This is a genomic window from Streptococcus sp. 27098_8_148, assembly GCF_041432105.1.
Classification (GTDB): domain Bacteria; phylum Bacillota; class Bacilli; order Lactobacillales; family Streptococcaceae; genus Streptococcus; species Streptococcus parasanguinis_AE.
Genome location: NZ_JAPVYY010000006.1, coordinates 60990 through 87149 on the forward strand (window position 1 = coordinate 60990; position 26160 = coordinate 87149).

Sequence of the window (26160 nt, forward strand, 5' to 3'; positions counted from 1 at the left end):
AGCGCGACTTGTTTTATGTTTCATGTTTTTGTCTAAAGTGGTAGTAGGCCCCCAACATACCCGCAGCGTTTTGATGGTGGGCAAATTCCAAACGGATCTTATCTGCTAGGCTAGGAACCAGTTCGGCACACAGGGCTTGATAGATTTTTGGCTTGAGGATGGCTTCCTGGGCCATAATCCCCCCTCCAAGAACGATGACCTCTGGATTGACCACATAAACGATATTGGCCAGTCCTTTGCCAAGGTAGGTCACCATTCGATCAATTCCAGCCATACAGATCTTATCTCCTTCTGTTGCCTGCTTAAAGATCCGGCGGCCATTCCACTGTTCCACAGGATCACCGTGATGTTCTGCCACATACTCGACCAAAGCCGTCGTTGAAGCTAGATCCTGAAAGGCACCATCTGGCAAATGAAGATAGCCAACCTCACAGGCTGAATTGCTAAAGCCATGAAAGACCTGACCATCGAGCAAGAGGCAACCGCCGATCCCTGTCCCAATCGTCAGACAAACAGCATTGTTCGATCCTTTTGCATGGCCTGTGGTGACCTCTGCGAGACCGGCACAGTTAACATCATTTTCAATCTCGCAAGGGATCTGAAAGGTCTCTTCGATTTCCTTTTTGAATTGGGTGCCTGCATAGTTGGGAATTTGTGGGCCGGCATAAAAGATTTCTCCCTTATCAGGATCTACCATTCCGGCCGAAGAAATCGCCACCCCTGCCAAGGGATGCTTCTTCAAATAACGGGCTACGATTTCCTTTGTTGTGTTAAGAATGTGAGGTCCTCCTTTTTGAGCCTCCGTTGGCATTTCATGGGTCTCTTGGAGTTGCCCTTTTGCATCGGCTAAACCATACTTGATACTGGTCCCTCCGATATCAATTACAACATATGGATTCATCTAGACCTCCTTTGATCAAAGGAATCTGGCTTTTGTGTCCTGAATGAGTTGAGCAGCACGTTGGATCACTTCTTGATCCGCTTCTACTACTGGCGTCAAAGGGGAGCGAACAGATCCCAAGTCCAAACCTTCATTGATGCGCAAAACCGCTTTGATGACCGCATACATATTGCCATGAGCAGACGTCAAGACTCCGATAATGTCATTGATAGCAAACTGCAAGGCACGCGCAGTCTCTAAGTCTTTCTCAGCAATCAGCTGATTGAGCTTCAAGAAGAGCTCTGGCATCGCACCATAGGTACCACCGATCCCTGCATGTGCTCCCATGAGACGGCCACCTAAGAATTGTTCATCTGGGCCGTTAAAGACAATGTGGTCGTCGCCTCCTAAAGAAGCAAAGGTTTGAATGTCCTGAACAGGCATCGAAGAATTTTTCACCCCAATCACCCGTGGATTTTTCAACATTTCCTTGTAAAGACTCGGTGTCAAAGCGACCCCTGCCAATTGCGGGATATTGTAGATGACAAAGTCTGTATTGGGTGCGGCTGCACTGATTTCATTCCAGTAGTGGGCAACACTGTATTCTGGCAAGCGGAAATAGATCGGCGGAATGGCCGCAATGGCATCCACTCCTAGTTCTTCTGCATGTCGTGCCAATTCCACGCTATCCTTGGTGTTGTTGCAGGCTACGTGAGCAATGATGGTCAATTTTCCTTTAGCTACTGCCATCACTTCTTCTAGAATCAGCTTGCGATCGGCCACGCTCTGGTAAATACATTCGCCAGAGGATCCGTTGACATACAAGCCCTGCACACCTTTCGCGATAAAATATTCTACCAGCGCACGTACCCGCTCCGGGCTAATTTCTCCTTGGTCATCATAGCAGGCGTAAAAAGCGGGGATGACTCCTTCATATTTTTTTAAATCTGACATTTTTTCTCCTTTTGTCGTATCAGTAATATTATTAACCCATGATCTCTGATAATTTAACTTTTCGGTCCTCATTAATGGAACGAGTACAAGCATCAGCAGACGCAATCGCTTCTAACGCCGCTTCTCCGGTTAATAGTTTTTCAAATTCTTTTGATACAGGAGCACCATTCATTATGTCATGAAGGTATTTCATTTCTTTATCAATAACAGAAGATAGCCACAATGGAGTTCGTTTCCCTGGTTTACCATAGGCAATAGCACCATCCATCTCCGTGCTATGATAAATTCTTGTACGGTCATCATCTTCTTCCTGAGATTCATGAATTAAGAAATATGATTCTTTTCCATCTACTTTCAGAGTACCTTTACAATTAAATAGGTCTAATTTTATAGCACCCTTCGTTCCCTGAATCAAGACATAGTGTTCTCCCCAACGATAGGCAGAACCCCATTCAAGCAAGGCAAATCGCTTGCCAGGGAATTCCATATTGACAAAAATCATGTCATCTTCATCACCAAAGTTTTCTCCTTGGTGAGCTACATTTCCACCTGTCATCGTAACTGTTTCAGGAATACCTCCCATTAAAAATTGAACGCAATCCAACTCATGGATATGGTGGTAAAGATGGCCCCCTGATTTTTCACGAATTTTTTTCCATGAAATGGATGGTTGTTGTTCTTCCCAGCCATTTCTCGCTGTATGACAGTATAAAACGTCCCCAATAACCCCTTGATTAATCAATTCTTTAGCATGATGGACACCATTAAAGAAATTCATAATGTGACCAGCCATGAAAATCACACCATTTTCTTTACATGTTTCTACCATCTCTTTACAATCTTCATATGATAAAGCAATCGGTTTTTCACAAAATACATTTTTTCCATTCTGAGCAGCTTTAATCACGGGTTCTTTATGCAAATTATTAGGGGAAGCCACGATCACACAATCCACATCGTCACTTTGAACCAATTCATCTAGTGACGAAGCCACTCGTGCTCCTAATTCTTCTGCTACAGCTTCTGCATTTTCTGGATCATACACAACTGTAATTACTGCACCATCATTTTTTTTCATATATCTTGCTAATTCAGCACCAAAGTATCCTGTGCCGACAACACCATAATTTACAACCATTGTTTTTCTCCTATTCCTATTTTTACTATTTTACGGATCCTTCAGAAAGACCACTTGCGATTTTATTTTGGATAATTGAGAAGAAGATAATTGAAGGCAATACTACAATTACAGATGCCGCCATCATATCTCCCCAATCCAGTATTTCCGAACCATTTAATGAACGCAAAGCCACTGCAACAGTCATCTTACTTGTATCATTGATCAGGATCAATGCATAAAGAAATTCATTCCAGGCATTGATAAAGGTATAGATCGCTGTAGCAACAATTCCTGGTGCTACAATTGGTAATACCACTTTATAGAAGGTGACAAATTTATTCGCACCATCTATTTTTGCTGCTTCCTCGATTCCAATTGGAACTGTTTGAAAGAACCCTACTAACAACCACACTGCATAAGGAACACTAAATGAAAGATAAACAATCATTAAACCAATTAAACTATTGGTCAATCCAACTTTTGCAATGGCGATCGAATAAGGAATTGCCAATAAAATCGGAGGGAAGATATAGGTAATTACAAGCAACCGGGACATAATCGCCCCTAATTTTGGAAAGAATCGAACAATACCATAAGCAGCCATTGCAGAAATGATAATAGCGATAACTGTTGTCGTTAATGCGATTAACAAGCTATTTTTTATATTATTTATAAAATGTAGATCATTAATGACATGCGTAAAATAATCTAGAGTAAACTGTTTAGGCCAAAATCTTGTTGGAAATTGGGTTAATTCTCCTTTTCCTTTCACAGAAGATAGGAGGATCCAAACTAAAGGAAAAATTGCGATAATAGTTGAAATAACTAAAACAACATGTGACCCAATATCAAGGAGTACATTTGTTCTTCTCTTCATCATTTTCTACCCTCCTTCTCCCATTTACTAATTACTCCAAAGTAAATGAAACATACTGCCAATAAGAAAATAAATAGCAAGACTGTTACCGCTGAGGCACGCCCAAGGAGTTTTGTTCCCCATCCGAGATTATATGCAAATATTGGCAATGTTGTTGTTGCGTTTGAAGGGCCTCCACCTGTAATCAGATAGATAATATCAAAGTTATTAAAGATCCATACTGTTCTAAGTACAACAAGTAATCCGACTACTACTTTAATATGAGGTAAAATTACAAATCGAAAAACTTGCCAACTGGAGGCTCCATCAATCCTAGCCGCTTCAAACTGTTCCTCCGGAACCGTTTGTAAGGCAGATAGAACATTGACCATGATCATAGGGGCACCAAACCAAATATTAATAAACACTAAACAGATGAAAGCCCACGTACTTTCTGTCAAAAATCCAGGGACGTGATTCATCAGTCCTAATTTCACAATCAAGTTAGGTAGATAACCATATACTCCATTTAAGATCCATTGCCAAGAAAAGGCAATGACAATAGTTGGGAACGCCCAAGGAACAATCAACAATGTCCTATATAACTTCTTAAAACGTCTAACTCTATGCAATGCAAGTGCTAATACAAAACCAACAAGCACTTGTCCCACAAGAGAAAAGACTGTCCATTTAAGGGAGTTGAAGAAGGCATTGTAGAAATTAGGATCCGATAAAACTGCTTTATAATTTGCTAATCCTACAAATTTATACCGCGGCATGATCAAATGTTTGTTTGTAAAGCTAAAATAAATGCTGGAGAAAAATGGGTAAACAAATAATAGTCCAACAATGATAATAGCAGGTAACACAAACACCCATCGAGTCAAATTTCTATTTTTGACCATATGCTTTTTCCTCTCTAAAAACAGAGGCTACATTATTGTAGCCTCTGCTATTATTATTTAACATCAACTGCTACAGTTTCGAATAAATCGTTCAATTGTTTTTCTGCATCCTTAGCAGCCTCCATTGGATCTTTACCATTTGTAATAATATCTTGGAACATTTGTTCAATGATATGTTGGTTTGTTAACATTCCAGCTTGAACACTTGGACCATTTTCATATCCAATAGCTGTACCTTTTTCTGCTGCTTTTGTAATAACTTCTTCTGCATGTTGGAATTTCTTGCGAACGTCATTATCTTTATAGGCTGGATCATCACTAATTCCTTTGATGGCAGGCAACATTCCAACAGGAGTTGAATCTAAGAAGCTAATATAATCTTTCTTTTCATACAAAGATTCTAAGAATGCTTTCGCTACTTCTGGATGTTTGGAATTCTTCCAAACTACCAATGGAATATTAGAAGTTTCAATACCATAATCTTTATCTGATTCTTTTACTTTTGGAATCGGATAGGCGTCAATTGCATCAATCAATTGAGGGCTATTTGCTTGAATACCACCTACATGGAAACCTGAGTTAAAGTCAAAGGCTGTCTTTCCTTGATAGAACAAAGTAGCTTGCTGCAAGACATTAAAGTTCAATGAATCTTTAGGAGAAAATTCCTTGTACATCTTCACCCAATATTTAATTCCATCTTGGGCCAGCTTGCTTGTCAAGTTAGCTTTCAAATCTTTTGTCAACAGACTTCCGCCACCGCTTCGTACGTAGAAATTTAAGAAGCGTGTACCCATCAGGTCATTTGTCCCAAAAGGAACAGACAATCCATAAACTCCATTTTCTTTTAATTTTTTTGAAGCTTCATACAACTGGTCCCATGTTTTTGGAACTTCAATATTATATTGTTTCAATAAATCAGTGCGAACCCACATGACTTGAGCATGTGAATACAAAGGAACAGAATAAAAATTGCCATCAACCTTCGCTTCATCTAATGCTGTTTTATTAAATTTATCTTCTCCGATTTTCTTAACGGTATCATTCAATGGAACTAAGGCATCTGAATTTACCATTTCCATAACTTGGTTTGGCAAAGCTGTACTAATATCTGGAACATTGCCATTTGCTAATCCAGTCGTCCATTTTGTATAGAAGTCATTCCATGAAAATGTCTCAATCTTGATTTTAACTTTTGGATGCTTCTTCATGAACTCATCAGCTGATTTTTGAATACTTTCTAACCGAGGCCCCTGAGTAAATGAGTGCCACATTACAATTTCACCAGATAATTCTCCAGTTTTATTACTTCCTTCTGCATCATTTTTTGAAGATGAACATGCAGTGACAAACAATGCGAATAACGCGAGAACCAAAGCGAAAAGAATTTTCTTACTATTTTTCATTGTTTTCCTCTTTCTGTTTTAAATACAAAATATGTAATCAGCGCTTTGAAGACTTAACTTCTCCGAAAAAACTAACTATATTGCCTATCTCCTCCATTTTCTATTTAAGACATCTAATCAATCGCAATTTTGAATAAATATTTTCTGACTGTTTCTTCCTGACCTGAATAACCATTTGGTTGGTGAGGTTCACCAGGGAAGAAGACTGCAAAATTATGATAGCCCAAATGAAGTGGATAGAATTTCTCACAATGAACAAAGCCAATATCACTTGCTTCATCAAATGGAATAGCTTCATCTAGGATACGGGAACCGTAGCTAGAGAATTCATGCCCTTCAACTAATAAATGAAGGTCGGCATAACGGCGATGATGTTCAAAGCGATTATTTTCATCTTTGTTAAGGGTGTTTTCTTGAACAACGAGAAAGACCTTGTCACCGTCGATATCATATCTCCCTAGCTCAAAAGAATCTTTCCGGTGTTCATAGAGAAAATCAATCGCTTGATCCAGATTAGGATGAATCCCTTTGTACAATTTTATGTTTGTTAAATCATCAAATATCATCTATTTCTCCTTTAACACTAGATTTATGTTACAGAAAGTTAAGCAAATATGACTTCCTTCTTGAAATCTACATCGTTATCCCTTCACTGAAACATTCTCATTAAATGAATTCGACTACTCTCTATTGGGTCTCCTCCTCCTTCAATCTACTGTTTTGTTTTCTCATTTTAAGGCTGCGACAAAGCGCTCGGTGATCTCTTTTGGTCGGGTAATGGCGCCGCCTACAACGATCCCACGAACCCCAAGATCATGGATTTTCTTGGCCTGATCAGGATAGTGGATCTTGCCTTCTGCGATGACATCCACTCCTGCTTGACAGAGGCTATGGATCAGTTCAAAATCTGGCCCATCAACCTTCGGACTGTAGTCCGTATAGCCCGAAAGGGTCGTTCCGACAAAGTCTACTCCCGCTTCGACTGCTGTCAATCCTTCTTCCAGAGTAGAGGTATCAGCCATCAAGAGTTGGTCTGGATATTTCTCTTTGACTTGATGGATAAAATCACTAATCGAAAGACCATCATGACGGGGACGTTTGGTACAATCAAGAGCAATGACTGCGATATCCAAAGCTGCCAGCTCATCGACTTCTTTCATAGTAGCCGTGATAAATGGTTCTTCAGGTGGGTAATCACGTTTGATAATCCCAATAATTGGTAACTTGGTCACTTCCTTGATTTCCTTGATATCCCGGACACTATTGGCTCGGATTCCGACAGCTCCACCCTGTTCAGCCGCTTTGACCAAGAGAGGAATGACTCCTCCTGCTTCTGTATAGAGCGGTTCATGAGGGAGAGCTTGACAAGAAACAATGATGCCGTCTTTGATTTGTTCAATCAGTTCATCTTTTGTAATCTTTGACATAACTCCTTCTCCTTTGATAATAAGGCAACTCGAGTACTTGTAAATTGATTATAATCTATTTTTAAAGCGCTTACAATATTAATCGTGCAATTGGATTATAGTTTCACATTTTAGGGAAAAATAAAAAGATCTCTGAAACTAGTTTCAGAGATCTAGGACATGGTGATTCCCTAAGCCATCTTTTGAGTCGCTTTTTCCTTTACAACAAATACAAAGCCGATAGAGCCAACGACAGCTCCAAGCAAGATCCAATAGGCCATATCTGATGACGCAATTGGGCCTGCCAAGAGACCTGCTAATAAAAAGAGATCGATATAGAGTCTGATATCCCGATAGAAGGTCCAATTGAAATGGTAGCTACCTTCCGTGTACTTCCGTGTCGATACAGGCGGTTGAAAGACCTGCAACAGAATCAAAATCCCAACAAAAGCAAGATAAGCGAGGCTAACTACCGAAAGCGGAGCCCGCATCGTCAAAGCTACAGCCGCTAAAAGCAAGACCAAGATCCAGAAATGAAAGTCCAACCAGAATTCACGATGGTAACGAAAGCCCTTCATAAGATCACACCTTTCTATCCATATAATCGTTTTCTACACTTATATTATAAGACAAAGAAATTTTTTTGCAAGGAGAAATCGGTTAGCTGGAACTGAAAATAGGACCAGAATATCTCTGGCCCTACTAAAAAAACTATGAACAAAGAGTAATGAGCACATCATTCACTGATGTCATTTTCGATAATAACCTTGAGTGCATTGTTTTCACCCGCATGTTTAAAGACATCATAGGCCTTTTCGACTTCTGAGAGTTTGAAGTGGTGGGTAATGAGCTTGGTTGCATCGATCTTACCAGATTTTAGGACATTGAGCAACATTTCAGTGGTGTTGGCATTGACGAGACCGGTGTTGAGGGTAATGTTCTTGATCCACAATTCGTCCAAATTGAAGCTAACTGGTTTTCCGTGAACACCGACATTGGCGATGTGACCGCCGACAGAGATGACGTTTTGGCAGACATCAAAGGTAGCAGGATAGCCCACACATTCCATGGAGATATCGACACCACGACCTTCGGTCACTTCATTGATAAAGGCCTTGATTTCAGCGATATCGCTGGAGCAGATGGTGTGAGTTGCTCCAAATTTCTTAGCCGCTTCAAGACGAGATTCAGACAAGTCCACCATGATAATCGTAGCTGGTGAGAAGAACTGCACAGTCAAGAGAGCTGCAAGACCGATCGGACCAGCTCCAACGATACAGACATTGTCCCCAGGTTTTACATGAGATGGGAGGACCCCGATTTCATAAGAGGTTGGGAGAATATCTGAGAGCATGACCAAGGCTTCGTCATCCACAGTTTCAGGCGCATGATAAAGACTACCATCCGCATGTGGAATGTGGACATACTCTGCTTGGGTTCCGTTGATCAAGTGACCCAAAATCCAACCACCATCTTCACAGTGAGAAGGCAAATTACGTTTACAGTAGTAGCAGGTATTACAAGCTGTGACACAAGAGATGATGACCTTGTCGCCTACCTTGAAGTTATTCACTGCATCGCCGACTTCTTCGACGATCCCGATTCCTTCGTGGCCTAAAATCGTGCCTTCTTTACAAGCTGGCACATCTCCTCCTAGGATGTGAAGGTCTGTCCCACAGATGGTTGTCTTCAAGACACGCACAATGGCATCCGTTGGATTTTTGATCACTGGTTTTGGTTGATCCAGCAGTTGCAGATTGCCTGCAGATACATAAGTTGCAGCTTTCATAAGCGACTCCTTTTCTTTGTTGGTTTGATAAAACCATTTTATTTTCGTTTCTTTGTGAATATTATAACATATTAAGTAAACGCTTACAAGATTTTATGAGCACATTTTTAAAAGTTTTTTGAGCAAACAAAAACATTCCTCTTATCTCTACCAGAGGAATGTTTCAATCACCTTGTTCTAATTGTTGGCGCTGCTTATAGTACTCTTGCTGCTCGCGCTCACGTTCTTCTTCTAAACGCTCTTCATAGCGCTTTAGTTCTGCCTCAAACTCTTCTTGCAAGGCAAATAAACGCTCCAAGCCACTTTGAGCCTCCGCACTTGGGGCTTGAAAATGCAGGGCACTCAGCCAGTCTACTAAATTTTCTGTATGTTGGCGGACATCCATACGCATATCCGCATAATCCCACTCCAACTCGCTAAGTTTCTGGTTGAAGCGGTAATGTCGATCTTCTAGTTGTTCTAATTCACTATTTCCTGAATGGTACATCACATACCTCCTTTAATCGGACTCAATAAAATCGGCTTTTTCACTGATTTCAGTGCTGCTTCTGCCGCGTCCGCTGCTCCTCCTGTAAATCCATCTTTCAAATCATTAACTAGAGTTGTTGTAGCAAAAGAGCGCATTTTTTCGGATTGACCGCTCAAAGTCACCTGCAAACTCATCCCTTCCAACATCATCAAGGCTTTTTGCGTTGCAATCAAACTCCGAATTGCAATCCGCTCTTGCTCCTTTTTAATCTCTCGATGGAGCTCCTCAATTCGTTCTCTATCCTCTCCCAGGATCTCTAACATCTTTTTCTCCTACTTATGAAAATCAAAGGCCACTGCTTGTCCCTTATCCAAGTTCACCAATTGGGCTGATGCAGCTTCCAGTTGGCCTGCCAAATCTGACAGACGTGTCGAGTAGACCTTTGCTTGGGCCAGGTTTTCCGCCTCGACCGCTTGGTCCCAGCAAGTATCCATGGAGAACTCTCCTAATAATTGCTCCACTTCTGCATCTGTTAAAAATTGAGCCATGCTGTGGGCCATTTGAGACACCTCAGCAACCTTATGGGAAACCGTCTCCTTGGCCACTTCTAGCTGATCTTTGAGCTCGGCCTCAAAGACCGTCGCTTGCGCTGAAGCATTTTGCGCTACTGCCAGTACCAATTCCTCTCGTAATTGAATGGTCTGGGTACCAGATGCTCCTGCCAATTGCTGATGGAGACTCGGAATGCTGGGCCTTTCCTGCCCATACATGGAGACCACCGAAGCAGATGATGGCTGATTTTCTGAAGCGGACGTTGCCCGATCTCGTTGGGGCATTTCAATAATTTTCTGGGCCTGATCTTGCACTTCACCTTCTAACTCCATTTGAGATGGCCTCCTTTCTTGGATTTGTTTTTTCGTTTCCTATAACTGAAAAAGGATCCTAACCCTTCAGCTACAAGCAGATTCACACACTATAGGGTATCATAAATTAGCCCGGAATGCTATAAAAATAACACAATTTCTGAAAAAAAGTCTAATTTTTATGAAAAACGGTTCGGAGGTCTGAAAAGCAAAAAAAGACAGGCAATCCCTCAGCTCCCTTTTTTCGATCGAAACCTGAAAAGGCCATCAAAAATCCCCCGCTCTTTTGAACGAGGGATAGCTGATAAACATCAGTTGTTCGTTGGCGTCTTATTTACGACGTCCTGGACGTTCCTTGTAACCATAGTAAGCATCTTCGATGATTTCTTGCATATGGTCTACCATTGGAAGACGTGGGTTAGCTGGTGAACATTGATCTTCGTAAGCAAGGAAGGCCAATTCACGAGAATGTTTCTTCCATTCTTTTTCATCAACCCCTTGTGCTTTGAAGTTCATTTCAATACCACAGCGTTCACCAAGTTCGTACACAGCTTTTGCGTAAGCATCAACGGCTTCTTCTGGTGTAGAGCATGGAAGTCCTAACATACGAGCGATATCTTGGTATTTTTCATCTGCACGGTAGTAGTTGTACTTAGGCCATGTAGCTGTCTTGGCTGGGCGTGTACCGTTGTAGCGGATAACGTACGGAAGCAAGATCGCATTGGTCCGTCCGTGGATGGTATGGAATTGCGCACCGATCTTGTGGGCCATTGAGTGAGAAATACCGAGGAAGGCATTGGCGAAGGCCATACCTGCAATAGTTGACGCATTGTGCATCTTTTCGCGTGAATGGAAGTCCGCATTCTTCACTGAGCTTTCCAAGTTTTCAAAGACAAGTTTAATAGCTTGAAGGGCAAGACCATCTGTGAAGTCGCTAGCCATTTGTGATACGTAAGCTTCTGTCGCGTGCGTCAAGACGTCCATACCAGTGTCTGCTGCAACAGATCCAGGAACTGTCAATACCAAGGCAGGGTCTACGATGGCTACTGTTGGAGTCAATGAGTAGTCTGCGATTGGGTATTTACGGTTGTTTGCTTTATCAGAAATAACGGCAAATGGAGTTACTTCAGATCCTGTACCAGATGTTGTTGGGATGGCGATGAATTTAGTCTTCTTACCAAGCAATGGGAACTTGAAGGCACGTTTACGGATATCCATGAATTTTTGAACCAAGTCACGGAAGTCCACTTCTGGTTGTTCGTAGAAGAGCCACATAACTTTGGCCGCATCCATTGGTGACCCACCACCGAGAGCAATGATCGTATCTGGTTTGAAGGCACGCATGATCTCTGTACCACGTTCAACAGTTGTGATATCTGGATCTGGTTCTACGTCTGCAAAGATTTGGTAAACCACCTTGTTGCGACGAAGGTCAAGCTGTTCGATGATACGATCAAGGAAACCAAGCTCTACCATAGCGTGGTCTGTAACGATCATGACACGTTCAACGTCACGACATTTTTGTAAGTATTCAATTGAATCACGTTCAAAGTATGTTTTTGAAGGAAGTTTCATCCATTGCATGTTATTTCTCCGGCGTCCGACTTTTTTAATATTCAAGAGGTTGATGGCACTAACGTTGTCCCCAACAGAGTTGCGTCCGTAAGAACCACATCCAAGTGTCAATGATGGCAAGAAGGCATTGTAAACATCCCCGATACCACCGAAAGTCGAAGGAGAGTTGCAGATCACACGAATGGCTTTAACTGCTTTACCAAATTCTTTGGTCAATTCTTCATCAGCAGTATGGATGGCTGCTGAGTGGCCAAGACCGTTGAATTCAACCATTTGGCGAGCTTTGTTAATTCCGTCTTCACGGCTTTCAGATTTCAAAACAGCGATAACTGGTGACAATTTTTCACGAGTCAACGGTTCTTTTTCACCAACTTCTTTACATTCTGCAGCAAGGATATTGGTTCCTTCTGGGACTGAGAAGCCAGCTTGTTCAGCGATCCATGCTGCTGGTTTCCCAACGATGTCCGCATTCAACTTCGCACCCGCACAGTTTTTGCTGTTAGCTTTTACGCCGAAGCAGAACTCTTCAAGAAGGGCTTTTTCTTTTTTGTTGACAAAGTAAGTATGGTAAGATTTGAATTCTTCAACAAACTCATCGTAGATTTCTTTATCGATGATAACCGCTTGTTCAGACGCACAGACCATACCATTGTCAAATGATTTAGACATGACGATATCGTGTGCTGCTTGGCGGATATTGGCTGATTTTTCAACGTAAGCAGGAACGTTTCCGGCACCTACCCCAAGAGCTGGTTTTCCACAAGAATAAGCGGCTTTTACCATGGCGTTACCACCGGTCGCAAGGATGGTCGCAACTCCTTCATGGTTCATAAGGGCACTAGTTGCTTCCATAGAAGGTTGGGTAATCCATTGCACACAGTTCTCAGGTGCTCCAGCTGCAATTGCCGCATCGCGTACGATTTGTGCCGCATGAGCAGATGATTCTTGAGCAGATGGGTGGAAGGCAAAGACGATAGGGTTCCGTGTTTTCAATGAAATCAAGGCTTTAAAGATTGCTGTTGAAGTTGGGTTGGTTGTAGGTGTGATCCCGCAGACAACTCCGACTGGCTCAGCAATAAGGGTCAAACCAGTGACGTCATCTTCTGAAATGACACCAACTGTTTTCGTGTGACGCATGTTATTTACTACGTGTTCACAAGCGAACAAGTTCTTAGTCGCCTTGTCTTCAAAGACTCCACGACCAGTTTCTTCATAGGCATGAAGAGCGAGCTCACCGTGAGCGTCAAGAGCCGCTACAGATGCTTTCGCCACAATGTAGTCCACTTGCTCCTGATTCAATTTGCGCATCTCTTCAAGCGCCACCAGCGCTTTTTGCACCAACTCGTCTACGTGTTTTTCAGCAGCGAGTTTCTTTTCTTCAGGTGAGAGAGTTTTTTTATCAGCCATTTGATGCTTTCCTCCAATATTTGAAACCCTTATCCTTTTCTAGAACTTTTTCATGTTTTCGGAAATTTTCAAGAATAGTGTAAGAAATTTCGATTTGTTAATTATTTCACAATATAATTGTACTCTATTTTGAGATTTTTGTAAACACTTCCAAGCAACTTTCACAAAGAATTTTTCGAAGTTTGTGAAAACTTTATCAATCGTATTGCTGTGAAAGCAATTCTTTAGCAAAATTGTGAAGAAATAATTAAAAAATTTTTTTCTTCACAAAGTGATATTTTCAATTGATTTTTGTAAGCGTTTTCTTAATCTTACTAAAAAAAGCAGCTTTTTACAAGTAAAAAGTTGCTTTTTGTTTTATTTTGTTAGGATTTGTTTTGTTTCAGTTTCAGAGAAGCATTGTTACTTCTTGACCGGACCCTTTTCGGCCTTATCAAGGGCTTCTTTGACTGTTTGAGCATAGAGTTCCCCACCATTGGTTTCCATATTGAAGTGAACAGAGTCTGTTCCCACCCAAATGTTTGGATTTTCAATTGCTACTTGGTACCAGTCCGCAATGGTGATAAAGTCGTATTTCTTAGCTAGTTCCAACTCATAAAGACGCGTTTGAACCGATTCACTGGACTGATCGTTGGCATAGCGCCCATCATATGGTGTCACAAGGATCAAGCGACGGCCTTTTGGAAGTTTCTCAACATACTGATCCAGCAATTCTTTGTAGTTGCTTACAGTATTGGTTCCTAGGGCAATGACCACATTTTTTAGGAGAACTTTATTGGAGATATCGGTCTCAAAGACCTTCATTCCATTTTCCAACTGACGGCTCACCACTGCATCGATCTGGATGCCCGGGATCGCTTTGGTTAGGTAGTCCTGCGCTCGCAAGTTAACGGAATCACCGATCATGGTCACACCATTTGAGACGTTATAGTCTGTTGCAGTCGCATTGTCCACCTGCGTCCGCGTAACCTGCATTTTGCTATCTGCTTGATTGAGCCCACTCACTACCAAACTCTCATCAAAAGCTCCAACGGTTGGTGCAAAGGCGGAGATTCCGACCATCAAGAGAGCCAGAGGAATCATGAGGTAAAAGATCGGCTTGGTCAAAAAACTGAGATCCATCTTCATACCAAAGACCCGAGGTTCCTTGCCTGCAATGGTTGGCTCCAAAATATAGAAGGACAGAGCCGTTAGAATCAAGGAAACGATCGTCGTCACAAGGGCTGCCATCATATTTCCCAAATGTTGAGAGAAGATGATAAAGAAAGGCCAGTGGAAAAGATAGACACCATAACTGGTATCTGCCAAGAAATTGAGGATGGCTGGTTCTTTTTTATCTGGCGTCTTTTCGTGGAGAATACGGGCCGACAGAATCATGGCACAAGCTGCGATTGTCGCTGCTAAAAAGCCAAACAGATAGGTCCACAAGCTATCAAATGGCAAGAAAAGACTGAGCACAAACAAGAAGGCAAAGCTTCCACCCAAGACCGATAAGGTCTTTTTCATGCTCCAAGACTGCACCAGCTTTGTAAAGTTAGGGCTGACATTGGCAATCCCTGTCACCGTTGCTAGGCATGATCCCGCAAAGAAGGGGAAGATGTGAGTGAAGCTAGAAAAATAGATAGTAGAGAAATTAGCTGTCAGAAAGGCGCGGATGAACATGGACAAGAAGGTGAAGAGAAAGAGCCCGCTGGATGCCAGGAAGAGCATGCCTCGGTACTTTCCAACCGTCTTAGCCCGCTTAGCCAAGAACCATGCCAAAAGTGCCCATAGCACATAGTAATGCACTTCTAGAGCCAAACTCCAGGTATGAAGGAAGAGATGTGGAATGAAGTTGCTTTCGTAACTACCACCCGTTGCCATCTCAAAGAAATTGGTCACAAAACCGAAGACCGCCGCAATCTGAGTCCCAATACCAGCCACGTAGTCCCGTTGGACCATAAAGGTAAAGGGCATCACGACCAAGACCATAAAGACAAGGGGTGGTACGATCCGGTAAAAGCGCCGTTTCAAGAATGCCAGGTAGTCGATTCCTTGCTTGCGCGCAAATTCATCGATCAAGAGCGCTGTAATCAAAAATCCTGAGAAGGTGAAGAAAATATCTACCCCAATGAAGCCTCCAGGAAAGGCTTTTTGGAAGAAATGGTAAAGCAATACCAATAAGAGTCCTGTAACACGGACTAGTGAAAACCATTTAATGCGCATTTTGATAAATCCCCTGCTTGAATGTTCCTTTGTATACGACGTTGGCTTCTGTGGTTAAGGTGCCTTTGCCCTCCGGCTGGCCGTTAACAAACTGCCCTTCATAGGTCCAACCATCCTTGGACTTAAACTTACCATAGCCGCTAAAAGAGCCGTTGACGAGATTACCTGTATAGGTATCCCCATTTTTAAAGGTGACAGTTCCCTTGCCATTCATCTTGCCACGGACCAGACTTCCGTCGTAACGGATCGCCCCCTTGTCCAAGGTCAAGACACCCTGACCTGGAATGGCCGAAAAGAAAACCATCAAAGCAGATAAGACAATCACTACCAATGCTGCTATTTCTAAATTTTTTCGCGTCAGATAGACCTTATAGGTCTCATAAAATTCTTTCATATTCTGTATTCTCTCACATATCAAACTCTTAAGAAGTTGCTAGCTGATCCAACCAGGCCTTACAGCCAGTCAGAACTCTAGAATAGGTCTCTTCAAAATCACCGGTATACCATGGATCTGGCACACTTTCAGCAGCAAACAGATGAATCTTGTGCTCTGTCCCTGCAGGAGCCATTTGCTTCAGATCTGCTACATTGTTTTCGTCCATCCCTAAGATCAAATCAAAATTGTAAAAATCCTCTTCTTTGATCTGTAAAGAAGTCTTGGCTGGATCATACGGGACCTGGTGTTGTTGAAAGATTTTCTGGGTTCCCCTATGGATGGGATTGCCATGTTCCCAGCTAGAAGTGGCCCGGCTTTCAATCTCATACTGATCCGTCAAGCCCTTCATGACAAACTCTGCCATAGGGCTCCGACAAATATTTCCTAAGCAGACAAAGACGATTTTTTTCATGATTCCACCTAACTCCTTGTTCGGACTGCCCAACCTAGCTGAGCTCTTGGCTTTCCACTATGGAAAACCAGCATACTATTACCATTATAACAAAAATGTGACAGAAAGATGACAAAGGGACTCCATCATTTTAAAGAAAAATCAGATTCCTTTTTCAAATCTGATCTGTTTCTCTATTTTGGAAAACGAACCTCTAATGGAGGCCATTTACTCTGCCAATCCTTCTTTTTCATCCGCTCTGTATAAACCGCTAAACGCTCGGGGCTGGCTAAAAAATGTGGAGTCGGCTGAACGATGAAGTCTTCGATATCCTTTGTCCCATAAGGGAGAAAGAGCTCTAGCTGACCCTCTTTCCTTAAGCGAACCGCAAGAGCCGTACACTGCTCGGGGTATTTGGAAACCGCATCACAGGCACTATGATATGGAGCCGTCCCCGGGCTATGCTGGTGCATGTAGACTTGATTTTTCACTTCCCAAGCGTACTGGGGATAGGTCTTCTTTAATTCCTGCTCGATCTGGAGAGTCTCCTCATAGCTGATCTCAGGGTCATAAAAGACCAGATCCATATCGGTCGTCGCATCAAACCCTGGTTTTCCAGAGAGCTGGTTCCAGATGAAATTTCGCACCGCGCCCGCTGCTAACCAGGCATCTGCCAAGTCGAGATCTCGAATAATGGCCAAGACAGTCATCATCTCCGGATCCGCTTGGATCTGTTCTACTATCACTTCTTCCGTCAGCATCTTCTTTTAGTCTCCATTGTAGGGATATCCCAGGTGTTCATAGGCCTTGCGGGTCGCCACGCGCCCTGTTCGGGTCCGCATGATAAAGCCTTTTTGAATCAAGTAAGGCTCATACATGTCCTCAACAGTCTCTCGCTCTTCAGCAATATTGACCGATAGAGTCCCAAGCCCGACCGGGCCACCGCCGTACATTTCAATCATGGTACGCAGGATCTTTTGATCGACATAGTCCAGTCCTTCATGGTCCACATCTAGCATAGAGAGAGCCTTGTCGGTAATGGTATCGTCAATCAAGCCGTCGCCCATAATCTGGGCAAAATCGCGCACCCGTTTGAGCAACCGGTTAGCAATCCGAGGGGTCCCACGACTACGAAGAGAAAGCTCTTCGGCAGCTTCGTGGGTAATTTCCATCTCAAAGATTTCGGCGGTCCGCTCGACAATCTCTGTCAAATCATCTTGCTCATAGTATTCCATGTGCCCCGTAATTCCAAAGCGAGCACGCAAGGGATTGGACAGCATACCAGCTCGCGTTGTCGCCCCAATCAAAGTGAAAGGAGGAAGGTCCAGATGGACACTCCGGCTGCTCTCCCCAGCGCCAATCATAATGTCGATGTAAAAATCTTCCATGGCGCTGTAAAGCACTTCTTCGACTGACATAGGAAGACGGTGGATCTCATCGATAAAGAGGACATCCCCCGGTTCTAGATCATTGAGGATAGCTACCAAGTCACCGGCCTTTTCAATGACAGGACCAGAAGTCTGCTTGAGATTGACGCCCAGTTCATTAGCGATGACAAAGGCCATGGTGGTTTTCCCAAGCCCCGGAGGGCCAAAAAGAAGGACATGATCCAGCGCCTCATCCCGAAGCTTAGCCGCCTCAATAAAGATTTTCAGCTGGTCCTTGACCTTATCTTGACCGATATATTCATGTAAATATTGCGGGCGCAACGTCCGTTCAACGGCCTCTTCATCGCCCATGATTTCATTGTCTAAAATTCTACTCATACAGTCTATTATAGCAAAAAATGATACCTTCGGTACCATAAATAGAATGTGTTTTTTAAAGATCCTGGTTCTCACTAGCGTTCGTTAGAATAAGTTGAATGGTTGCCCTCATCGCCAACCTTTCTTTTTATTATACAGTCCCTTCTTCTTCTATCGCTCACCATTTCACTTTATAATTATTTCCTTTAATGATAAAATTAAAGCAACAACGTTTAGGAGGTAAATTTATGTTTACTAAAACAAAGAAGATCCTTTTCGGTTTCTTGGCATTCTTTGCAGTGCTCCTTATTGCAGGATGTCAGTCTTCTCCATCGCAGTCTTCTAAAACAAATAAGTCTTCTCAAACAGATAAATCTCCTCAAACAATCAAAGCACCACAAGATCTTACAAAGGATCAACAAGGAACTTGGAAATGGACTGACCAACAAATGACCATTCAAAAAGTATTCCTAGCTTCTAATATCAAAAAACTTGCCGCTGTACTAATGCTTGATGACTTCGATAAGGTTAAGATGACGATGACCATTAAAGATAAAACCGTTGAATTGAAGTACCATTTTGATTACAGAAAACTGTATGAGGATCAAGCATTTGCAACAGGAGAGAACAAAGCGAATTATGAATCGTATTTAAAAAATAAAACTGCTGAATTTAAGAATTATATTCCAAATTTGAAACATACAAAGATTACTCTTGACGAACCTAATTATGCCTATGATTACTCTCTAACTGGAGAAATCGATACACAGAAACATACTATTACGTTCCCTGAAACACCTACATTTTTAAGTAGAATTGTTATGGGAACCACGTATAATTCACTTGTACCCATTACTTATACTTACACCGTTGAAGGTAAGCAAATAACACTTTATGCTGAAGGGAAAGATGAACAAAGTCATTTTAGAGTAATGCGTCTTCGTTTCAACTACGTAGGAGACAATCATTAGAAGGAGTGATCAATCATGAACAATATGAAAAAAAGTTCCCTATGGATGTTTTCCCTTCTTGCTCTTCTATTTGTATCAGGATGTGGGCAAAAACAACAGAAACAACAGCAACAACAAACAACAGCTGAGACTACAACAGTTGCAGAAACTACCACAGTAGCACCGACCCCAGTCTCACTCGAAGGAGACTGGAAAGCTGTAGATTTTAGAGATACAGTGGAACGTACTTTCTTAATTTATTATGGTGATGCTAATAGTCGATTAAAGGTTACTGAAGCCTTCCAAGATATCGTTCCGACTCTAAAAATTACAGGAACAGATGTAACTTATTCTTATAGTGCCGATATGAATAAGTATATTGATTTTTATGCTGAACAGAATAAAGATAAATACCCTACAAAAGAAGAAGCTACTGCCATCCTTCTAGGCGTAAGAGAAAAGAAATTTGGAACTTTTAAACATCAAACTGGAACGTTTGATAACAATACAAAAGTGTTAACTGCAACATTAAATGATGGGGTTTTAAACGAGAATGCAAAAACGATCGTATTCCCTGAAGTCCCAAACATCTTTGGAGTTCTACCTCTTTATATTAATTCTACAGACGTACCAATTACTTATCACTACGAATTGAATGGTGACATCCTTACAATTTACGCTGAAAAAACATTCGAAGAAACAGGAGCACATCTCGTTTATCCAATGAAATTCAAGAAAGTTTCAGATCCTAAAACTAATTAAATAGCTCACTGAGAGTGGGACAGAAATCGGTAATTCGTTAGAATTCGATTTCGTCGTCCCACCTCCGCACAGTTGAGTAGGGCTGTAAAAGCTGATGAAATCAGCGTAGTAGAGCCCACTCAACCACTGCGTCTTGCTCGACAATCCAAAAATAATTGAGAGGCTAGGACTTTTGTCCCAGCCTCTTTTGTGTGTAAAAAAAATAATTTAGGAGGCCTTGAGAATCTCATCTATTGGGTACTCTGCTACATACAATTTTCCCGTTTCTTATGTTGAATAATCGGTCAAGTTACAAAACAAAATTGCGATTCGTTTGAAAGCCCTTGCAAAACATTTATGTTGCACTTATAATATAAGCGTAATACAATAATCTATTTTAAGGAGGTCTAACGATGATTAGGCATCACAGAAAATTCATCCTTGCTTTACTTACCCTCTTCTTAGTATTTATCATTGCGGGGTGTAAGAATAACCAAGAAAAAGTCAATACGAATTTCTCTCAACAACAAAGTGAAACAATTGACGGCAAATGGCAATTAATCGATATTCGCAATGCCGTGCAAAAGTCGTTTCTCACGATCAATATGAGCCCATCAACATTCGGGACATTACTCAATCAGTTTGACACACTTGATTTCCGTTTGAAGATAGAAGACGGGAAAGCAGATGCATCGTATCAGTTCGATTTGAATAAATACGCAGAAACCCGTATGAAAATAGACCCTGGTATTCATCCTGACGAAAAAGAATTTAAAAAGTCCCTCTTCAAAATAATTGGATCGCTTTCAAACAAATATAAAGCTTCAACAGTTTCCTTGGATGAATCAACAGGAATCTTCTCCTACGACACGAAAGGAACTGTCGATAAATCGAATAAGACTGTCACGTTTAGCGAAGGGCTAGTTTTAATTTCAACTTTCCCACTCTCGAATCCACTAGCAGAAACATCTTACACATACTCACTCAAGAACGGACTACTCGTCTTAAGTGTAGATGTCAAAGGAGTAGAGGACGTACCTACTCACTTCGAGCTTCGTTTCAAACGCGTTGGCGCTACAAAAGAAAAGAAAAAACCTGTTTCGCTTGAAGGAAAATGGGAAGCTCTTAACTTCAGAGACACCGCTGAACGCGCTGCTGGGTATACGGATTACCTAGAAAGCAATAATAAACCAACACGTCTCTACTATGTCAAAGGCGCTGAAAATATCGTACCAACCTTGGACATTAAAGGAAACGGTGCTACATATGAATACACTGTAGATTACAAAGTATTTATCGATCCTTATTTACAGAACTTCTTTAAGGATACTAAAACAGACGATGCGACGAAACAAGTGTACTACAACTTCAACCTTCACTCGTATCAAACGAACTTTAGCACGTTGAAGCATCATCATTTCGACTTTGATATGAATCAATCCATTGTGAAGAGCGTATTAAAGGATATTACGATTGACACGACGAACCAAACTATCACGTTCCCAGAAACACCAAATATTCTTGGCCTCCTCTTGTATGGTGGAGAAAAAATTGAAGAGGCAGCAACTTATCAGTACTCAATTGACGGAGATATCTTGACATTGACATTGGAGAAGGTTCCAGCAGAAAAAGACATCAATGTTGATCATTATCCTATTCGCTATGAAATGAAATTCAAAAAAGTGTCTGACACAACGAGCGATTAGTCATTCCACTGCCCTTTGAGATTTTCTCAAGGGGCTTTTTTGTGTGCAAATAAATTAATTTAAGAGGCCTTGAGAATCTCATCTATTGGGTACTCTGCTACATACAATTTTCCGTTTCTTATGTTGAATAATCGGTCAAGTTACAGAACAAAATTGCGATTCGTTTGAAAGCCCTTGCAAAACATTTATGTTGCACGTATAATATAAGCGTAATACAATAATCTATTTTAAGGAGGTCTAGCGATGATTAGACGTTATAAAAAATTATTTTTAGCATTCGTTGCTCTGCTCTCAGTCTTCGTACTAGCTTCTTGTTCTCAAGAACAAAGCGGCTCTAAAAATGCCGCTAAAACAGAAACACCAAAAGTCGAAACGATTGATGGCGAATGGGAATTAGTCGATACTCTCGATGCTTTAACGGAATCCATCGGAGCCTATACCCTCCATGGAATCCACTTTGCACACTTGCTTGAATCTGTTAAAGACTTCAAAATGGAAATGAAGATTGAAAATAATACGGCAACGATTAAATACGACTATAACATTGATAACTTTATTAAAGCTTTCTCCACTGTCACAACAGAAGCTAAAGGTAAGACTGAAGAAGAATTCAAAAAAGTCATGTATAACTCTCATGAAAATTTCGCAGCCGACTTTAAGAAATACAAAGTCAGCATGAATAAAGATACAGGCGTATTTAGCTACGAAGCAACAGGTTCTATTGATCAAGATGCCAAAACAATGACCTTTGATGAAGGAATTACCGTAACGAACTCATTCTTCTTCTCATTCGGTGAAAATCGCGTTTCGCCAAACACATATCACTACGAACTAAAAGATGATATGCTTTATGTCACGATTGACGGAAAAGCGAAGAAAGATAATCTTCCCGTTCACTATGAACTACACTTCAAACGTAAAGGAAGCACTACTCAAAAAGACCCCGTTCCAATTGAAGGAAAATGGCAAGCCATCGACTTCCGACCAGCTCTTGAACGTAGCTTAGCCTTTAAAGATTTTGACAATGATGATTCGGCTATCAAGCTGATCTATCCTGAGGCATGGAAAGATTTAAAACCAACGTTGAACATTACAGGTACATCTGTTGAATTCGACTATACTGTATCTCTAGCAGATGGTTTTGGAAGATTCTACGATTACTTAAAACAAAAAGATGCATCTAAAGTGACTCAAACGAAAGACGAATATATTAAAAATCAATTTACCAAATTATCAGTCAATCTACAGGATGGCGCTAAAGACTTGCCCAATACAACTTATGAATTTGATAGAGGTAATGCTAAAATTCATTCTGCATTGAAGAACGGTAAATTAGATACAGCAAACCAAACGATTATCTTCCCAGAAGCTATCAATATTGTGCAACTTGCAACCATGTCCATTGGACCTGTCGCTAAAGAAACTACGTATAAATACTCTATTGATGGAGATATTTTAACGTTGACGATTGAGCAACGCGATGGACGGAATAATCTAAATACGATTATTTCAGCAAAATTCAAAAAAGTGTCTGATGCAACGAGCAAGTAGTCATTCCACTGCTCCTTGAGATTTTCTCAAGGAGCTTTTTTCTGTGCAAAAAAATAAAGAGCTTACGCTCTATTAAAATACTTCGGTACCTTTGGTTCGGTTGAACTCTCTGAGTTCACCTCATTAATTTTTTAAAGATCGTAGTTCTCACTTGCGTTCGAACTGCGTCAATGTACCTAAGCTCGTCTACGTCCCTATCAGACTTGACTCACTAAGGTACATAGAAAAAAGCCACCGGTTTTGGTGGCTCTTATAGGGAGATTATTATGAAAAAGTTTTAGGAGTTTTATCATTCAAAGTTAGGAGGTCTTTGATGATGCTATTAGTATACGATAGGAAGCTTAAAATTTCCTTATAGTTTTTCTAAAAAATTTTTTCTAGAAAAAGAGGATGTCCCAAGCAAGATTTTCACATCCTTGTTTGGGTCACCCCTTTCCTCCTTATTTCTTAGCGATGGCATGGTAGCTAGTCTTGCTGGTGAAGACTTGACCTGCTCTCAAGATGACCTTTTCAGCCTGGTCACTGTGAATGGCATCTGGCACTGTTTGGAATTCTAGAGCCAAGCCATTGTGCTGAACCATTGGTTGGCCTTGCAGATGAACAGTTTCGTCTACGAAATTGGCTGAATATACCACCAAGGCTGGGGCTTCTGACCTGAAGGTCAAAAAACGTCCAGATGGCTGATGGTAAAGAAAGCCGGCATTTTCATGCCCTTCTGGAAGAGCAAATGGATGGTCTAATCCTTCTACCAGACGGATTTGCGGATCAGAGTCCTTAAAAAGATCCTCCAAGAGCATAGCTTGGTAGAGATGCTGGACAACCGGACTTTCTCTATCCACGGTCTGAAGAGGAACACCGTCTGGATGGATAGGGTAAAGCCCTTGATGGTTGATCTGAAAGACATGGTCATTGATCGGCTGGGTGAAGTTCCCAGATAGGTTGAAATAGCTGTGGTTAGTCGGGTTGACCAAGGTATCTTGATCCGTTTCTACCCGATAAGCAATCTCGAGTTCACCATCTTCAGTCAAACCATAGGTTACCCAGATCTTGAGATTTCCAGGGAAACCACCGGTTCCATCTGCACGTTCTGTGTATAGGGTAATTTCCTGATCCGTTACCGACTCCACGCTAAACAAAGCGCTGTCCCAACCCGTCGGTCCACTGTGGTTGCAGTTGGCACCGTTATTGGCCTCCAAGTGATAGGTCTCTCCATTGAGTTCAAAGCTAGCTCCTGCAATCCGACCTGCTACCGGTCCAATACTAGCCCCATATTTAGGGCTATTGCCCACATAGTCCTCAAAGCGATCAAAGCCTAGAATAATATTCGTAAACTGGTCTTCTTTATCCGGTGTCACATATTCTAAGATCGTCGCCCCATAGGTCATGACAGATAATTGGTAGCCCTTGTCATTTTCGAGGCGATAAGCCCGAACCTCTTGATTTTGCCATTCCCCAAACACGCTTTCTTGATACTGTTTCACTAACCTTCTCCTCTCACTGTTTTTCTCCATTGTATCAGTTTCACAAGAAGAAACACTCCACTTTTTATAGAAAATTAGTGGCTATTCTTTATGAAATGGATGAATGATCACCCCTTGAACAACCCGATTGACGGTACCAGTCGGTGAAGGTGTGTCTGGGCGATTTTGCACCTTGAGCGAAGTCAAAAGAGAAATCAATTGACCATAGATAATGTAAGGGAAGGCACGGTAGATATCTAATGAGTCTGCTGATGCTTCCACCAACACTTCCCGTACATGCTCGATCCCTGCAGCTTGATCAGCCAAGAGAACGACCTGACGGGCAATTTGATCTCCTGCAACTTCGCGAACCAAGTCCAGATCATACTGACGGGTATAAGAATCAATGGAGCCAAATACCAGGACCAGAGTCTGGTCATTGATGAGGGATTTCGGACCGTGACGGAATCCGACAGGACTTTCATACATGGTTGCAATTTTTCCTGCTGTTAATTCCAAAATCTTGAGCTGGGCTTCATGGGCTAGGCCAAAGAAAGGTCCTGCTCCCAGATAGATCACGCGCTCAAAGTCTAGATCGACCACTTCCTTGACCGTACGGTCCTGCTCCAAGATTTGTTCAGACAGATGAATCAGTTCTTCTACTCGTTTTTCTTTGATCTCTTCCTCGCTTGGATCAAAGACCAAGAGAGCTGTCAAGAGCATGGAGGTAAAGCTAGAGGTCATCGCAAAGCCAGCATCGTTGGTTTCTTTTGGTTGGAGAAGCAAGAGATTGCGCTCATCTCCGTGGGCTTGCTGGGCCAGTTTCCCTTCTTCGGCACAGGTAATGGTGATCTGATAGAGCTCATCAACCAAGTCTTGAGCTAACTGCACGGTTGCGACACTTTCTGGCGAATTGCCACTCCGGGCAAAAGATACTAAAACCGTTGGAACCTCTTTTTTCAAATAGGTTTGAGGATGAGCTACGATATCCGTCGTCGCAATGGATTGAAAATTCCAGTGGCGTTCATCGTGCACTTCCTGCAAGTAAGGAACCAAGGTATCCCCCACATATGCTGAGGTTCCTGCCCCTGTCAAGATGACCTTGATATAGTCATGCTCTTGCCCAATCTTTTCTAAGAAAGCTTTGATTTCCGCTTTTCTTTCTTGGTACAAGCGAGCCGTTTCTTTCCAAACACTTGGTTGTTGGTAAATCTCACGTGTTGTGATCTCTGCTCCTAGCTCCTGCAAGTCTTCTTTTGTATAGTCTAACATAGAAACTGTTGTTCCTTTCTACAATCTAACGTTGATAAATGGGAAAGGAGCCTGAGATGATGCTCCCAGACTCCCA

At 41.8% G+C, this 26160-nt stretch carries 25 protein-coding genes; 4 read left to right on the plus strand and 21 right to left on the minus strand.

Features of this window, described 5'->3' with window-relative positions; translation table 11 throughout:
• Window positions 1-13: 13 nt before the first annotated feature.
• From O3646_RS06600 to ruvB, 19 genes are all read right to left on the minus strand, one after another.
• A complete protein-coding gene (locus tag O3646_RS06600) occupies window positions 14-901 on the minus strand; it encodes an ROK family protein (RefSeq protein WP_201088028.1) in 888 nt (295 codons plus the stop codon).
• A 15-nt stretch (window positions 902-916) separates the two neighbouring features.
• A complete protein-coding gene (locus tag O3646_RS06605) occupies window positions 917-1834 on the minus strand; it encodes a dihydrodipicolinate synthase family protein (RefSeq protein ID WP_037608222.1) in 918 nt (305 codons plus the stop codon).
• 31 nt (window positions 1835-1865) lie between these two features.
• Window positions 1866-2972, minus strand: a complete 1107-nt coding sequence (locus tag O3646_RS06610) for a Gfo/Idh/MocA family protein (RefSeq protein ID WP_045760115.1) — start codon at window positions 2970-2972, stop codon at window positions 1866-1868.
• A gap of 25 nt (window positions 2973-2997) precedes the next feature.
• Window positions 2998-3831, minus strand: a complete 834-nt coding sequence (locus O3646_RS06615; RefSeq protein ID WP_045760232.1) for a carbohydrate ABC transporter permease — start codon at window positions 3829-3831, stop codon at window positions 2998-3000.
• Window positions 3831-4715 (minus strand): carbohydrate ABC transporter permease, encoded by an 885-nt coding sequence (locus O3646_RS06620; protein ID WP_023920083.1) that lies wholly within the window; start codon window positions 4713-4715, stop codon window positions 3831-3833. The genes O3646_RS06615 and O3646_RS06620 overlap by 1 nt, the downstream gene beginning before the upstream one ends.
• 53 nt (window positions 4716-4768) lie before the next feature.
• The gene (locus tag O3646_RS06625) at window positions 4769-6118 is read right to left on the minus strand and encodes an ABC transporter substrate-binding protein (RefSeq protein ID WP_023920080.1); all 1350 of its coding nucleotides are present in this window, start codon (window positions 6116-6118) and stop codon (window positions 4769-4771) included.
• 113 nt (window positions 6119-6231) lie between these two features.
• Window positions 6232-6684, minus strand: coding sequence for a YhcH/YjgK/YiaL family protein (locus O3646_RS06630; RefSeq protein ID WP_023920078.1), 453 nt, complete (start codon window positions 6682-6684; stop codon window positions 6232-6234).
• 162 nt (window positions 6685-6846) lie between these two features.
• A complete protein-coding gene (locus tag O3646_RS06635) occupies window positions 6847-7545 on the minus strand; it encodes an N-acetylmannosamine-6-phosphate 2-epimerase (RefSeq protein ID WP_009731987.1) in 699 nt (232 codons plus the stop codon).
• A 170-nt stretch (window positions 7546-7715) separates the two neighbouring features.
• Window positions 7716-8102, minus strand: coding sequence for an ABC transporter permease (locus O3646_RS06640; protein ID WP_154859253.1), 387 nt, complete (start codon window positions 8100-8102; stop codon window positions 7716-7718).
• Between the two features lie 158 nt (window positions 8103-8260).
• Window positions 8261-9313: a zinc-dependent alcohol dehydrogenase family protein gene (locus tag O3646_RS06645; RefSeq protein WP_272108632.1), complete on the minus strand. Its 1053-nt coding sequence runs from the start codon at window positions 9311-9313 to the stop codon at window positions 8261-8263.
• A 163-nt stretch (window positions 9314-9476) separates the two neighbouring features.
• A complete protein-coding gene (locus O3646_RS06650) occupies window positions 9477-9800 on the minus strand; it encodes a hypothetical protein (RefSeq protein WP_003009394.1) in 324 nt (107 codons plus the stop codon).
• A complete protein-coding gene (locus tag O3646_RS06655; protein WP_023920072.1) occupies window positions 9800-10105 on the minus strand; it encodes a hypothetical protein in 306 nt (101 codons plus the stop codon). Before O3646_RS06655 ends, O3646_RS06650 begins: the two co-directional genes overlap by 1 nt.
• Window positions 10106-10114: 9 nt before the next feature.
• A complete protein-coding gene (locus O3646_RS06660) occupies window positions 10115-10666 on the minus strand; it encodes a hypothetical protein (RefSeq protein WP_195327300.1) in 552 nt (183 codons plus the stop codon).
• Between the two features lie 309 nt (window positions 10667-10975).
• Window positions 10976-13627, minus strand: coding sequence for a bifunctional acetaldehyde-CoA/alcohol dehydrogenase (gene adhE, locus O3646_RS06665; RefSeq protein ID WP_371610700.1), 2652 nt, complete (start codon window positions 13625-13627; stop codon window positions 10976-10978).
• Between the two features lie 402 nt (window positions 13628-14029).
• A complete protein-coding gene (locus O3646_RS06670; protein ID WP_049472667.1) occupies window positions 14030-15832 on the minus strand; it encodes an acyltransferase family protein in 1803 nt (600 codons plus the stop codon).
• The gene (locus tag O3646_RS06675; RefSeq protein WP_045760107.1) at window positions 15822-16226 is read right to left on the minus strand and encodes a membrane protein; all 405 of its coding nucleotides are present in this window, start codon (window positions 16224-16226) and stop codon (window positions 15822-15824) included. The genes O3646_RS06670 and O3646_RS06675 overlap by 11 nt, the downstream gene beginning before the upstream one ends.
• Before the next feature lie 28 nt (window positions 16227-16254).
• Complete coding sequence (locus O3646_RS06680; protein ID WP_371610701.1) at window positions 16255-16680, minus strand: low molecular weight protein-tyrosine-phosphatase; 426 nt, start codon at window positions 16678-16680, stop codon at window positions 16255-16257.
• Between the two features lie 173 nt (window positions 16681-16853).
• On the minus strand, window positions 16854-17420 hold the full coding sequence (locus O3646_RS06685) for a nucleotidyltransferase family protein (RefSeq protein ID WP_313790597.1): 567 nt from the start codon (window positions 17418-17420) through the stop codon (window positions 16854-16856).
• A 6-nt stretch (window positions 17421-17426) separates the two neighbouring features.
• Window positions 17427-18425, minus strand: coding sequence for a Holliday junction branch migration DNA helicase RuvB (gene ruvB, locus O3646_RS06690; protein ID WP_021154208.1), 999 nt, complete (start codon window positions 18423-18425; stop codon window positions 17427-17429).
• A 227-nt stretch (window positions 18426-18652) separates the two neighbouring features.
• On the opposite strand from ruvB, the gene O3646_RS06695 reads away from it, so the two are divergent.
• The 4 genes from O3646_RS06695 to O3646_RS06710 all read left to right on the plus strand — a co-directional run bounded on the left by O3646_RS06695 (window position 18653) and on the right by O3646_RS06710 (window position 23352).
• Window positions 18653-19375 carry a hypothetical protein gene (locus O3646_RS06695; RefSeq protein WP_313790596.1) on the plus strand — a complete coding sequence of 241 codons (723 nt, stop codon included), beginning with the start codon at window positions 18653-18655 and terminating at the stop codon, window positions 19373-19375.
• Between the two features lie 15 nt (window positions 19376-19390).
• Window positions 19391-20116 carry a hypothetical protein gene (locus O3646_RS06700; RefSeq protein WP_349977319.1) on the plus strand — a complete coding sequence of 242 codons (726 nt, stop codon included), beginning with the start codon at window positions 19391-19393 and terminating at the stop codon, window positions 20114-20116.
• Window positions 20117-20508: 392 nt separating this feature from the next.
• Entirely contained in the window at window positions 20509-21801 is a 1293-nt protein-coding gene (locus O3646_RS06705; protein WP_247923724.1) for a hypothetical protein, read from the plus strand.
• Window positions 21802-22044: 243 nt separating this feature from the next.
• Window positions 22045-23352: a hypothetical protein gene (locus tag O3646_RS06710; RefSeq protein WP_368397844.1), complete on the plus strand. Its 1308-nt coding sequence runs from the start codon at window positions 22045-22047 to the stop codon at window positions 23350-23352.
• A 440-nt stretch (window positions 23353-23792) separates the two neighbouring features.
• Here O3646_RS06710 and O3646_RS06715 read toward each other — a convergent pair whose 3' ends face one another.
• A complete protein-coding gene (locus O3646_RS06715) occupies window positions 23793-24833 on the minus strand; it encodes an aldose epimerase family protein (RefSeq protein ID WP_118398187.1) in 1041 nt (346 codons plus the stop codon).
• 81 nt (window positions 24834-24914) lie between these two features.
• On the minus strand, window positions 24915-26084 hold the full coding sequence (locus O3646_RS06720; RefSeq protein WP_371610702.1) for an SIS domain-containing protein: 1170 nt from the start codon (window positions 26082-26084) through the stop codon (window positions 24915-24917).
• Between the last annotated feature and the right edge of the window lie 76 nt (window positions 26085-26160).